Below are 12,818 nucleotides of genomic sequence, written 5' to 3'. Positions count from 1 at the left end.
ATCCATATTATACGTATAATGCGTCTTTGCACAAGAGAGGTCAGGGCCCTCACACCTCGACCTCGACCAGCGCCGTCTCGGGCTGGGAGCAGCAGGCGAGGATCCAGCCTTCGGCGATCTCCTCGTCGGCGATGCCGCCATTGTGCTCCATCCGCACCTCGCCCTTCAGCTTGCGCACCAGGCAGGTGCCGCAGAGGCCCTGGCGGCAGGCGGTCGGGATGCGCAGGCCGCAGCCTTCCGCCGCCTCCAGCACGGTCTGGCCCGGCAGCACCGCCGCCTTGCGGCCGGAGCGGGTGAAGGCCACCTGCATCCCCTCCCCCGCCGCCTCGGCCGGCGGCGCGATCGGGGCCGCGACCGGCACCGGCGCCGGGGTGGCGCCGAAGCTCTCCTCATGCCAGCGCGCCGCCGGCACGCCGAGGTCGCCGGCCAGCCGCCGCGCCGCGTCCATGAACCGGTCCGGGCCGCAGCAGAACACCGTCCGCCCAGCCGCGTCCGGGCACAGCGCGGACAGCAGCGCCCGATCCAGCCGGCCGCTGGCCCAGCCCTCACCCGCCGGCGCGCCGGTGACGACGAAGCGCAGCCGCAGGCCGGACGCCGCCTCGGCCATGTAGCCCAGCTCCGACCGGAACAGCAGGTCCTGCGGCCGCCGGGCGAAATGGACGTAGACCACATCGGTCTGCGGCGCGGTGTCGAACAGCCAGCGCGCCATCGACATCATCGGCGTGGCGCCGCTGCCGGCCGACAGGAACAGGTAGCGCTCGGCCGGGTGGTCGAGCAGCGAGAAGCGGCCGGTAGGCCCGTGCGCCGTCAGCGCGTCGCCGACCTTGAGCCTGTCGAACAGCCAGCGGGTGGCGACGCTGCCTTCCTGCACCTTGGCGGTGATCTTGGCGTGGTGCGGCCGCGACGGGGTGGAGGCCAGGGTGTAGGTGCGCAGCACCGGCTCCGGCCCTGCCGGCAGCTCCAGCGTCACGAACTGGCCGGGGCGGTAGGAGAACCAGCTGCCGTCCTCCGCCTCGAAGCGGAAGGTGCGGACGTCCGGCGCCTCCTCGCGGATGCCGATGCAGCGCAGCCGGGCCGTCTTCGCGTTCCACAGCTTCGGCGTCGCGGTCAGGGGGCCGGGCATGTTCCGCCGGCCCTACGCCACGTCGCGGATCGAGGTGGCGCCGGTGCCGCCGCCGAGCCGGTGGGTGAGGGTGTCGGCGTACCAGTCGACGAACTGGATCACCGCGCCCTCATGCATCCGCGAATAGGGCCCGGGCTCATAGGCCGGGGACAGGATGCCGCGCTGGTTCTCCTCGACGATGCGGCGGTCCTCGTCATTGGTCGCGGTCCACACCTCGGTCAGCGCCTGCAGGTCGTAGTCCACCCCCTCGACCGCATCCTTGTGCACCAGCCATTTGGTGGTGACCTCGGTCTCGGTCGGGCTGATCGGCAGGATGCGGAAGCTCAGCGCGTGGTCGGCCAGCAGGTGGTTCCAGCTGTTCGGATAGTGGTACAGCAGCATCGAGCCGAGCTTGGTGGTCGGGAACTCGGCCAGCAGGCGGCTCACCGCGGGCTGGCCGCTCATGGTCATCGAATGGGCGTCGTTGATGAACGGCACCCGCATCACCCGGTACTGCATGTCGTCCGAGATCTGGTAGCGGCTGGGCAGGCCGATCGCCTCGCAGCTCTGCCAGTGCGCGAGGATCTCCGGAGCCTCCTCCATCCCCTTCTGGCCGCTGGTCAGGGTCGGCTGGTCGGAGAAGACGCGGCACAGCTCCGGATGGTTGCCGGAGCAGTGGTAGCATTCGCGGTTGTTCTCCATCACCAGCTTCCAGTTGCCGCGCTCGATGATGGTCGAGCTGTGGGCGACCTTGGCCTCGGACAGGAGGTGGGGCGCCATATAGGGCTCGATCATGCGGCGCAGCGGCTCGAAGTCGCGCGGCTCCTCCGCCAGCGAGATGAAGATCCAGCCGGCGACCTCGTGGCAGGCCATCGGCTTCAGCCCGAACTGGGCCGGGTCGATCGCGTCCATCATGTCGCGGGCGAAGATCAGCTTGCCTTCGAGGTCGTAGGTCCACTGGTGGTAGGGGCAGACCAGGCGCGGGCGCGAGCCGCGCTCGTCGGTGCACAGGCGCGAGCCGCGGTGGCGGCAGACGTTGTGGAAGGCGCGGATGGCGCGGTCGCGGCCGCGCACCACGATCACCGGATACTCGCCGATCTGCACGGTCAGGAAATCGCCCGGCCGCGTCACCTCGCAGGCATGGCCGATGAACAGCCACTCCTTATAGAAGATGTGCTCCAGGTCCAGCGCGTGATAGGCGGGGCTGGTGTAGAAATCCCGCTTCAGGCTGAAGCCCGGCGCGCGGGAGAGCAGATCCATCAACATGGCCGAACGCGCTTCCATACCCGATCCTCTCCTCTGGGCACGGTCGCAGATGTGGCATCCGGGTACGCGCGCTCGGCGACCGGACCGGCCCCTCGCGAACATGCCCGCCGACCGCCCACCGCGATCACCGAACAAAACTCCGTCGAGGCTGGTTTCCGGACTCCGGCGGGCTTCCTGGCCCGGTGCGGCGCCTTCCCGGATCGCTCCAGTGGCCCCTGCCGCACCTTCACCGCCGTCACCGTTGCGGGGGCAGCGCCGGAGTCTCACCGGCTTCCCAATTCTCCGGCCTGCCGCTTCTTGGATCGGCGGCATCGGCCGGCACCTCTTGGCAGGGATCATGGCGCGACTCCGCGGCCCCGCACGCTCCAGAGCCGACACGCCATGACGCGGCTGCGACACGGCATTTTCTGCTGCGGGACGGCCGCGCTGCGCCAGCGCCTGCCGCCGCCGGGCACGAATGCGCAGCCCCTGCCGGCACCGCCGGCGGACAATCGGAAAACCGGAACCGGAGGACGCACCATGACGCTGACCGACTTCAAGATCCTGACCTTCGACTGCTACGGCACGCTGATCGACTGGGAGACCGGCATAGTCAACGCGCTGGCGCCGCTGACCGCCCGCGTGAAGGCGCCGCTGAGCCGCGACCGGATCCTGGAGGCCCATGCCCGCCATGAATCGGCGCAGCAGCGCTGGACCCCGGCGCGGCGCTACAGCGAGCTGCTGGCGATCGTCTACAAGCGCCTGGCCGAAGAATGGGGCGTGGCGGCGAGCTGGGAGGAGGCACTGGCCTATGGCCGGTCGATCAAGGACTGGCCGGCCTTCGCCGACACCGCCGGCGCGCTGCAGTACCTGAAGAAGTACTACAAGCTGGCCATCCTCTCGAATGTCGACAATGCCAGCTTCGCCCTCAGCAACGTCCGGCTGCAGGTCGAGTTCGACGCCGTCTTCACCGCCGAGGACATCGGCAGCTACAAGCCGGCGTCGCGCAACTTCGACTACATGCTGGAGAAGCTGGCCGGCATGGGCATCGCCCCGGGCGAGGTGCTGCACACGGCGGAAAGCCTGTTCCACGACCACGAGCCGGCGACGGCGGCGGGTCTGGCCACCTGCTGGATCCACCGCCGCCACGCCGAGGGCGGCTTCGGCGCCACCATGAAGCCGGCGACCGAGCCCAAGGTCGATTTCCGCTTCACCAGCATGGCGGAACTGGCAAAAGCTCACCAGAAAGCACTGCGCGGGTAATCCCGCGGTAGACAGGACGAGGAAGGGATGGCGGGCGCGCCGAAGCTGGACCGGATCGACATCGCCATCCTGGCCCGGCTGCAGGCCGACGGGCGGATCACCAACGCCGCTTTGGCGGAGGCGGTCGGCCTGTCGCCCAGCCCCTGCCTGCAGCGGGTGAAACGGCTGGAGGCGGCCGGCTACATCACCGGCTACGGCGCCCGCATCGCCCTGTCGAAGCTGACCGAGAGCGTGACGGTGTTCACCGAGGTGACGCTGAGCGACCACCGGCGCGAGGACTTCATCCGCTTCGAGGCCGGCCTCGCCACGGTGGAGGAGCTGCTGGAGTGCCACATGGTCAGCGGCGGCTACGACTACCTGCTGCGTTTCCTGGCCCGCAGCATCGCCCATTACCAGCAGGTGATGGAGGCGCTGCTGGACCGCCGCCTCGGCATCGAGAAGTACTTCAGCTACATCGTCATCAAGTCGCCGATCCTGCGCCAGGCCGCCCCGCTGCAGAAGCTGCTGCGGGAAACCGAGTAGGTTGGGTTCGCGTTGGCGAACCCAACCTACCTCCGACCGTCCCTCACCCCGTCGCCAAACCGCGCAAATTGCGGTTGGCGACAGCCAGCATCGACAGGTCGACCTGGTCCAGCGCCTTCAGCTCCGACACCAGCTGATCGATCCGGTCCACCGGGGCGCGGCGGTGGCCGACCCAGGCCTCCACCACATCGGCCCCGGCCGCGCCCGCCGGCGCGTCCTGCAGGGCACGGACCGCCAGGTCGGCCTGCAGCGTGTACAGGTCGTCGACGATCGCCCCCACCGCCTGCTTCTGCCAGTGGTTGCTGGCCGGCATCCGGCTGGCGCCGTCGCGCAGCCAGGCCAGGCCCAGCCGGCGGCCGGCCTCGAAATAGACCGACGCCACCTCGCTGACGCCGCGCCCGGCCTGGTCGGCGATGCGGATGATGTCCAGCCCCGCCGCCCACAGGTTCAGCCGGGCGACGCGGCGGGCCAGATCCTCCGGGAAGCCCGCCTCGACGAAGCCCCGGGCGCGGGTGTCGATCACGGTGCGGGCGTCGTCGAAGATCGCGGCGTCCAGCTGGCTCTCCAGCTCGGCCAGGCCGGGCTTGAGATGCGCCACGTCCTGGCTGATGTCCAGGCCGCGGCCCTGCTGGCGCAGGATCCAGGCGACGCTGCGCTCGATCAGCCGCCGCGTCGCCAGCATGGCGCGGATCTGCGCCTGGGCCTGGGCCTTGTTGTCCAGCGCCTCGACCGCCGCCCAGATGTCGCGCAGGCTGAAGCCGTCGCGGACGATCAGATAGGCGCGGGCGATGTCGGCCACGCCCATGCCGGTCTTGTCCGCCAGCTCGGAGACGAAGGTGGCGCCGACCCGGTTCACCATGCTGTTGGTGACGTGGGTGGCCACGATCTCGCGCCGCAGCCGGTGCTGCGCGATGGCGTCCCTGAAGCGCTCGCGCAGCGCCGTCGGGAAGTACAGCGCCAAGTCGTCGACCAGGGCCGGGTCGTCCGGCAGGTCGCTGGCCAGGAGGGCGTCGTAGATGTTGATCTTGGCATAGGCCAGGATCACCGCCTGTTCCGGCCGGGTCAGCCCTTCGCGGTTGCCGGAGCGCTGGGTCAGCTCCTCGTCGGTCGGCAGCATCTCGATCACGCGGTCGAGCCTGCCGGCCTTCTCCAGCCCGCGCATGAAGCGGGCCTGCTGGTCCAGCACCTCGAAGCCCTCGCCGACCGCGAGCGACAGCGCCTGGCTCTGCAGGTAGTTGTCGCGCAGGACCAGCTGGCCGACCTCCTCGGTCATGCTCTCCAGCACCGTGTTGCGCTGCTTCAGCGTCAGGTCGCCGGCCTGGACCACGGCGCCCAGCAGGATCTTGATGTTGACCTCGTGGTCCGAGGTGTCGACGCCGGCCGAGTTGTCGATGAAGTCGGTGTTCAGCTTGCCGCCCGAACCGCCGGCGCCGATGCGGGCATATTCGATGCGGCCGAACTGGGTGACACCGAGATTGGCGCCCTCGCCGATCACCCGGGCTCGGACGTCGCGCCCGTTGATGCGCAGCGCGTCGTTCGCCTTGTCGCCGACATCGGCGTGGCTCTCGCGGCTGCTCTTCACATAGGTGCCGATGCCGCCGAACCACAGCAGGTCGACCTGGGCCTTCAGCATCGCCTGGATCAGCTCGTTCGGCGTCACCGTCTCGCGCTCGATGCCGAAGCGGGCCCGGACCTCCGGCGACAGCTTCACCGACTTGGCGCGGCGCTCGTAGACCGCGCCGCCGGGCGACAGCTTCGCCTGGTCGTACTGGTCCCAGGAGCCGCGGGCGAGGTCGAACAGCCGCTTGCGCTCGGCGAAGCTGCCGGCCGCGTCCGGGTCCGGATCGACGAAGATGTGCAGGTGGTTGAAGGCGCCGAAGAGGCGGGTGTGCTCGGACAGGATCATGCCGTTGCCGAACACGTCGCCCGACATGTCGCCGACGCCGACGCAGGTGAAGTCCTGGGACTGGATGTCGGTGCCCAGCTCGCGGAAATGCCGCTTCACCGATTCCCAGGCGCCGCGGGCGGTGATGCCCATCTTCTTGTGGTCGTAGCCGGCCGAGCCGCCGGAGGCGAAGGCGTCGTCCAGCCAGAAGCCGTAATCCTGGCTGACCCCGTTGGCGATGTCGGAGAAGGTGGCCGTGCCCTTGTCGGCGGCGACCACGAGGTAGGGATCGTCCTCGTCATGCCGGACGACGCGCTCCGGATGCGTGGTCTCGCCGCCGACGATGGTGTCGGTGATGTCGAGCATCCCGCGCATCAGGATCTTGTAGCATTCGACGCCTTCGGCCTGGAACGCCTCGCGCCCGGCCGATGGGGCCGGCGGCCGCTTCAGGACGAAGCCGCCCTTCGAGCCGACCGGCACGATGACGGTGTTCTTCACCATCTGCGCCTTCATCAGCCCGAGGATCTCGGTGCGGAAATCCTCGCGCCGGTCGGACCAGCGAATGCCGCCGCGGGCGACCTTGCCGCCGCGCAGGTGCACGCCCTCCATGCGCGGGCTGTAGACGAAGATCTCGCGCCAGGGCCGCGGCAGCGGCATCTCCTCGACCGACAGGCTGTCCAGCTTCAGCGACAGGTAGGATTTCGGCCGGCCCTCGTCATCGGTCTGGAAGTAGTTGGTGCGCAGGGTCGACCGCACCAGGTTCAGGAAGCGGCGGAGGATGCGGTCCTCGTCCAGGTTGGTCACGGCGTCGAGCATGTGCTCGATCTCGACCAGCATGCCGCGGATCGCCACCTCGCGGTCGCCGGTCAGGTCCGGGTCGAAGCGGGTGGCGAACATGCGGACGATGGCGCGCGTCGTCTCGGGATGCGCCACCAGCGTGTCCTCGATCGTCTCCTGGCTGAAGGCGAAGCGGGCCTGGCGCAGGAACCTGGCGTAGGCGCGCAGGAGCGTGATCGAGCGCCAGTCGAGCCCGCCGGCCAGCACCAGCCGGTTCAGCCGGTCGTCCTCCATGTCACCGGTCCAGATCCGCTCGAAGGCGGTCTGGAACACGGCCTTGAGGCGGTTCAGGTCGATCGCGTCGCCGCTGCGGCTGCGCATCTCGAAATCATGGATCCAGACCGGTCCCTGGGCCTGGCCGATCGCCTGGATGTTGACCTCGGTCGGGAGCTCCGACACCACCTTGAAGCCGAGATGCTCCAGCATCGGCAGCACGTCGGACAGCGGCACCGGCGTGCCGCGGTGGTACAGCTTGAAGCGCAGCTCGTTCGGCGCCGCCTCGATCGGGCGGAACAGGTGCAGCCCGATCTCGCCGGCCTCGTCGATCTCCTCGATCCGCTCGATGTCGACGATCGCCGCCGCCGGCGTGGTCTCCTCGCGGTAGCCGGCCGGGAAGGCGTCGGCATAGCGGCGCAGCAGGATCAGCCCCTGCTCCTCGCCCTTGGTCTCGACCAGCGCCGACTGCAGCAGGTCGGACCAGCTGCGCCCGGCCTCGACCAGCCGCTCCTCGATCACGTCGACCGGCTCGCCAGGATCGCTTCCAGGGGTGCCGGCGCCGGGCTCGGTCTTGATCAGGAAATGGACGCGGGCATGCGCCCCTTCGGTCATCTGCGTGGTGAAGGCCGTGACCGGGCCGCCATACGCCTTCTGCAGGATCTTCTGGATGCGGTGGCGCAGGTCGGTGTTGTAGCGGTCGCGCGGCACGTAGACGAGGCAGGAGACGAAGCGCCCGAACGGGTCGCGGCGCACGAACAGCGCCGTCCGCTGCCGCTCCTGCAGGTGCAGGACGCCCATGCCGATGTCGAGCAGCTGCTCCTCGGAGATCTGGAACAGCTCGTCGCGCGGATAGGTGTCGAGGATGTGGCCCAGCGCCTTGCCGTCATGGCTGCGCGGGTCCATCCCGGCGCGCGCCAGGGTGCGGCTGACCTTGGTCCGCAGATAGGGGATGTCGCGGGCGCTGCGGCTGTAGGCGACCGAGGTGAACAGGCCGACGAACATGTGGTCGCCCACCACCTCGCCGGCCTCGTCGAAGATCTTGACGGTGAAGACGTCGAGATGCACCGGCCGGTGCACCGTCGCCTTCAGGCTGGCCTTGGTGACGGTCAGCGGCGCGGTGCTGCGCAGCATCGACTGCGCCTCTTCCGACATCCGGTCGTAGCGGCGGGCGCCGTCGAACACCGAGACCTCGGCCTGGCGCAGGATGCCCAGGCCGCTGTCCGGCACGATCGCGATCTCCAGCCCGTCCTCGGTGCGGGCGAAGTCGTAGCGGCGATAGCCCAGGAACGTGAAATGGTCGTCCTCGAGCCATTCCAGGAAGGCGATGATCTCGCGCGTCTCGCCGGGGTCGACCGGCAGCGCCTCGTGGTCCAGCTCCTCGAGCACGGCGCGGATCCGCTGCCGCATCGCGCTCCAGTCCTCGACCGCGGCGCGGACATCGGCCAGCACGGCCCGCAGCGTCGCCGCGATCCGGTCGAGCGTCGCCTGGTCGGTGCGCTCGTCGATCTGGACATGCATGAAGCTTTCCGCAGGCGTGCCTTCCGGCGCCGCGGCCGGGTCCTGCACGTCGCTCAGACGGCCCTGGGCGTCGCGGCTGACGGCGACGATCGGATGCACCACCAGATGCACGGTCAGGCCGAGCTCGGACATGGCCGCGGTCACCGAATCGACCAGGAACGGCATGTCGTCGTTGATGATCTCGACCACGGTGTGCGGGCTGCGCCAGCCATAGTCGTCATAGACCGGGTTGAAGATCCGGATCTTGACCTCGCCCTTGCGGCGCTCGCCGCCGAACTGCAGCAGTCCGAGGGCGACGCTGTAGAGGGTGTCCGTGCCCTCGCGCAGCACGTCGTGCGGCGGCACGTTGCGGAAGTACAGGCGGGTGAACCGCTCGGCCATTCCTCCCTTCGCCGGGTCGAGCCGCTGCTTGGCCAGGGCGACGACGCCATCGACGATTTCGGCCTTGTGCTGGTCGGCCTTCGACATCCTGCAGACTCCAGAGAGCGTGCGGCCCGGCCCCTCTCGAAACCGTGTTGGGCCGCATCAGGGCCCCAAGGGCATACAATCAACCCGGGTAAAAGGAAACCGCCGAACCGTGACGGTTCGACGGCATTCTCGGGCGATTTCATCAGACAATTCCGGGGCTTAGGACATCCCGGATCACAAAGTCTCCGCAATCCGGTCTGAAATAACCCGACTTTGGTCCGGAACGTTCGCTTGTAACGCCGGCTGGACGGCGGCCCCGCTTCACCTGTATGGAAGAAACTGTATTGGAAGAAATGATTCCGCCGCCAGAACGAGAAAGAGAGCGCGTGTTGTCGACCCGTCATCGCCCCTCGCCGGCCCTCTTCATCGCATTCGCCGCGGCGACCCTGCTGGGCGCCTGCCAGACCTCCCAGCAGCAGGTGCAGATCCCGCCCTACGATTTCCCGCAAGTGTCGACCCAGTGGCATGACGGCATCAGCGTCGTCTACACCGGCACGCTCCAGGTCGGCCGGCCCTGCACCGTGCTGCGCCGCGACGACGGCAGCGAGGTGTCGATCCAGGGCAAGCCCGTCCCGGTCCGGATCGGCGATCGCGTCACCGTCTCCGGCCCGACCGCGAAATGGTCGCTGTGCCAGACGCTGGAGACGATCCGCGCCGACAAGGTCGACGTCATGACCAGCGCCTATCTGCCGGCGGCCGGCGGCACGGCCGTGACCGTGGCCCCCGGCGCCGTGGTGGTGCAGCCGACGCCCTGAGCACGGCCGGGCTGGCGGCGTAGAGATTTCCGGGCATACTCCCGCCCGGACACGGGAAGGGAGGCCCGGATGCTCTACGCCATTCTCTGCTACAACTCGGAAGAAGCCGTCGGCGCCTGGACCCAGGCGGAGGACGACGCCGTCATGGCCCGGCTCGACGTCGTCCACAAGCGCCTCGCCGCGGAAGGCAAGCTCGGCCCCGCCGCGCGGCTGGCCTTCACCGCCGACGCGACCACGCTGATGAAGGGCCAGCAGCAGCCCCTGGTGATCGACGGCCCCTATGCCGAGACCAAGGAGCAGATGCTCGGCTTCTACCTGGTCGACTGCGAATCGCGGGACGAGGCGGTGGCCATCGCCCGGGACCTGGCCCAGGCCAATCCGGGCGCCGGCGGCTACGAGATCCGGCCGATCCGGCTGTTCCTGCCTGGGATCCGCGGGGGCTGACCGGCCTCGGGGCCGGCAGCGCAGATCACCGCCATGTCCGAATCGGCGATCGCTTCCAGATCAAGCCGATGCGCGTCCGCGATGGCCGCGTCGTCGAGCCCTGGCCACGCGAAGGGAGTGTGAGGGAGGCCCGGACTCGCGCGGCTTGACTCTCCGGCGGCGTGGTGGATTCATATTAGAACAAATATGGAACATCGTGCCTTGCCATGTCCGCCCTCGCCGCCCTGCGCGAGCGCCTGAACCGATACGGATCCGCCGTCGAGGATCCGGGAGTCCTGCCGCTCGCTTTGCCTCCGATCGACGGCCGCCTGCCGCGCGGCGGGCTGCCGCTCGGCCGGCTGCACCGGGTCGCCGGCGCCGGCGGTGACCCCGCCGGGGCGCCGGCCACCGGCTTCGCCGCGCGCATCCTGGCCCGGCTGCAGCGGCGCGGGCCGGTGCTGTGGTGCGCCGTGGCCGACGATTTGTACCCGCCGGCCCTGGCCGCGCTGGGGCTGGATCCCGACCGGCTGGTCCTGGTCCGGCCGCGCGACGAGACAGGGGTGCTGGCGGTGGCGGAGGAGGCTTTGCGCACCCGCGGATTCGGCGCCGTGCTGGCCGAGGCGACGCGGGCCGAGCTGCTGGCCGAGCGCCGGCTGCAGCTGGCCTGTGAGGCGCACGGCACCACCGCCTTCCTGCTGCAGCGCCGCCCGGTCGCGCCGCGGGCCGGGCGGGACGGCATCGTCCGGGCGAGCGCTAGCGCCGCGGTGACGCGCTGGGCCGTGGCCCCGGCGCCGAGCGGCGGCACCGCCGCCTGGGTCGGGCCGGCGCGCTGGGAGCTGGCCCTGACCCACAGCCGCGGCGGCCGGCCCGGCCGCTGGATCGTGGAGACCGAGGATGGGACGGATCGTCTCGCTGTGGTTGCCGAACTGGCCGATCACGCGGCTGCGGCTGACCACGCCCCCCGACGCCTGGCCGGCTGAGCCGGTCGCGATCGTCGAGACCGTCGAGCAGCGGCGCCAGGTGGTGGCGGTGGACGACCGCGGCTGGGCCGCCGGCATCAGGCCCGGGCAGAAGGCGACCGATGCCCGCGCCGTGCTGCCGGCGCTGGCCCTGGTCCCGGCCGACCATGCCGCCGATGCCCGGGCGCTGGCCCGGCTGGTGCGCTGGGCCGGCCGCTACAGCCCCGCCGCGGCCCCCTGCCCGCCCGACGGGCTGTGGCTCGACATCACCGGCTGCGCCCATCTCTGGGGCGGCGAGGATGGGCTGGTGGCCGACCTCGCCGGGCGGCTGCAGCACCGGGGCCTGCCGGCACGCATCGCCGTCGCCGGCAGCTTCGGCGCCGCCTGGGCGCTGGCGCATCACGACAAGGCCGAGCGGCGGATCCTGCCGGACGGGGCCGAGCGCGAGGCCCTGGCCCCGCTGCCCATGGCGGCACTGCGGCTGGACGAGGACGAGGTCGCGGCGCTGCGGCGGATCGGCCTGACCCGGATCGGCGAGCTCTTGGCGGCGCCGCGCGCCGGCCTGGCCCGCCGCTTCGGCGCCGGGCCGCTGCTGCGGCTGGACCAGGCGCTGGCCCGGGCGGAGGAGACGGTCGGCTTCCGCCGGCCGCCGACACCCTGGTTCGCCCGCCTGGCCTTCGCCGAGCCGATCGGCACGCCGGAGGACCTGCAGCGCGCCCTGGCCGCCCTGGCCGCCGATCTCTGCGCCCGGCTGGAGGCGCGGATGATGGGCGCGGCGCAGTTCACGGCCGCCTTCCACCGGGTCGACGGCCGCTGCCAGACCGTCGCCATCCGCACCGCGCTGCCGGTGCGCGACCCGGCCCGGGTCGGGCGCCTTCTGGCCGACCGGCTGGACCGGGTCGATCCCGGCTTCGGTGTCGAGGTGGCGACCTTGCGCGCCGACCGCGTCGCGCCGGTGGCCGGCCGCCAGTCGGGCTTGAGCACGCTGGAAGGCGAAAGCGCCGGGATCGACGATCTGGCCGGCTTCGTCGACATCGTCGGCAACCGCATCGGCTTCGACCGGATCTGGCGCCCGGCCGCGGTCGAGAGCCACCTGCCCGAGCGCTGCGTCGCCCCCCGCCCGCCGCTGGCGCCGGACCAGGGCAGGCCGGGGCGGCCCGCCGGGCCCTGGCCGCCCGGCTGGGTGCGGCCCTTGCGCCTGCTGCGCCGGCCGGAGCCGATCGAGGCCATCGCCCAGGTGCCGGACGACCCGCCGAGCAGCTTCCGCTGGGCCGGCGCCACGCACCGCGTGCGCCGCGCCGACGGGCCGGAGCGCATCGCCTATGAATGGTGGCGCCAGGCCCGGCCGCAGGACCGGACCGAGCCGGACATGATCCGTGATTACTACCGGGTGGAGGACGAGACCGGCCGCCGCTTCTGGGTCTACCGCGCCGGCCCCTACCTGCCGGGCCGCCCGCCGCGCTGGTTCCTGCACGGGATGTTCGACTGATGGCGACGGTTTCGTCCCGTTCCTTTGTTGTCATGCCCGGGCTTGACCCGGGCATCCAGGGCGGCAGGAGCCGCTCTGGGTGGCCCCTGGATCGCCGGGTCAAGCCCGGCGATGACAGAAGAGAGCGGTGGGTTGC

General features: G+C 70.7%; 9 protein-coding genes and 1 riboswitch. Of the genes, 6 read left to right on the top strand and 3 right to left on the bottom strand.

Annotated features, from left to right (window positions below; translation table 11 throughout):
• Positions 1 to 49 precede the first annotated feature (49 nt).
• Together ACFW16_RS04090 and ACFW16_RS04085 are read right to left on the bottom strand one after the other, a co-directional pair.
• Positions 50 to 1,123 (bottom strand): 2Fe-2S iron-sulfur cluster-binding protein, encoded by a 1,074-nt coding sequence (locus ACFW16_RS04090; RefSeq protein ID WP_380302132.1) that lies wholly within the window; start codon positions 1,121 to 1,123, stop codon positions 50 to 52.
• Between the two features lie 12 nt (positions 1,124 to 1,135).
• Positions 1,136 to 2,362, bottom strand: a complete 1,227-nt coding sequence (locus ACFW16_RS04085; protein WP_380302130.1) for an aromatic ring-hydroxylating dioxygenase subunit alpha — start codon at positions 2,360 to 2,362, stop codon at positions 1,136 to 1,138.
• 134 nt (positions 2,363 to 2,496) lie between these two features.
• Positions 2,497 to 2,709, bottom strand: a riboswitch (cobalamin riboswitch).
• A 178-nt stretch (positions 2,710 to 2,887) separates the two neighbouring features.
• Here ACFW16_RS04085 and ACFW16_RS04080 point away from each other — a divergent pair.
• Together ACFW16_RS04080 and ACFW16_RS04075 are read left to right on the top strand one after the other, a co-directional pair.
• The gene (locus ACFW16_RS04080) at positions 2,888 to 3,610 is read left to right on the top strand and encodes a haloacid dehalogenase type II (RefSeq protein WP_380302129.1); all 723 of its coding nucleotides are present in this window, start codon (positions 2,888 to 2,890) and stop codon (positions 3,608 to 3,610) included.
• A gap of 27 nt (positions 3,611 to 3,637) precedes the next feature.
• Positions 3,638 to 4,132 carry an Lrp/AsnC family transcriptional regulator gene (locus tag ACFW16_RS04075; RefSeq protein ID WP_380302127.1) on the top strand — a complete coding sequence of 165 codons (495 nt, stop codon included), beginning with the start codon at positions 3,638 to 3,640 and terminating at the stop codon, positions 4,130 to 4,132.
• A 43-nt stretch (positions 4,133 to 4,175) separates the two neighbouring features.
• On the opposite strand, the gene ACFW16_RS04070 is transcribed toward ACFW16_RS04075, so the two are convergent.
• On the bottom strand, positions 4,176 to 9,056 hold the full coding sequence (locus tag ACFW16_RS04070) for an NAD-glutamate dehydrogenase (protein ID WP_380302125.1): 4,881 nt from the start codon (positions 9,054 to 9,056) through the stop codon (positions 4,176 to 4,178).
• Between the two features lie 329 nt (positions 9,057 to 9,385).
• Here ACFW16_RS04070 and ACFW16_RS04065 point away from each other — a divergent pair, with 329 nt between their 5' ends.
• The 4 genes from ACFW16_RS04065 to ACFW16_RS04050 all read left to right on the top strand — a co-directional run bounded on the left by ACFW16_RS04065 (position 9,386) and on the right by ACFW16_RS04050 (position 12,682).
• A complete protein-coding gene (locus ACFW16_RS04065; RefSeq protein ID WP_380302123.1) occupies positions 9,386 to 9,811 on the top strand; it encodes a DUF5818 domain-containing protein in 426 nt (141 codons plus the stop codon).
• Between the two features lie 69 nt (positions 9,812 to 9,880).
• Entirely contained in the window at positions 9,881 to 10,255 is a 375-nt protein-coding gene (locus ACFW16_RS04060; protein ID WP_380302121.1) for a YciI family protein, read from the top strand.
• Between the two features lie 206 nt (positions 10,256 to 10,461).
• Positions 10,462 to 11,214: an ImuA family protein gene (locus ACFW16_RS04055; RefSeq protein ID WP_380302119.1), complete on the top strand. Its 753-nt coding sequence runs from the start codon at positions 10,462 to 10,464 to the stop codon at positions 11,212 to 11,214.
• Positions 11,129 to 12,682: a DNA polymerase Y family protein gene (locus ACFW16_RS04050; protein ID WP_380302117.1), complete on the top strand. Its 1,554-nt coding sequence runs from the start codon at positions 11,129 to 11,131 to the stop codon at positions 12,680 to 12,682. Before ACFW16_RS04055 ends, ACFW16_RS04050 begins: the two co-directional genes overlap by 86 nt.
• The last annotated feature ends 136 nt before the right edge of the window (positions 12,683 to 12,818 follow it).

Origin of the sequence: Inquilinus sp. NPDC058860 (assembly GCF_042743185.1) — a bacterium.
Lineage (GTDB): Bacteria > Pseudomonadota > Alphaproteobacteria > DSM-16000 > Inquilinaceae > Inquilinus.
Note: the sequence above shows the minus strand (reverse complement) of the source record. Positions and strands in the feature narration are given on the sequence as shown.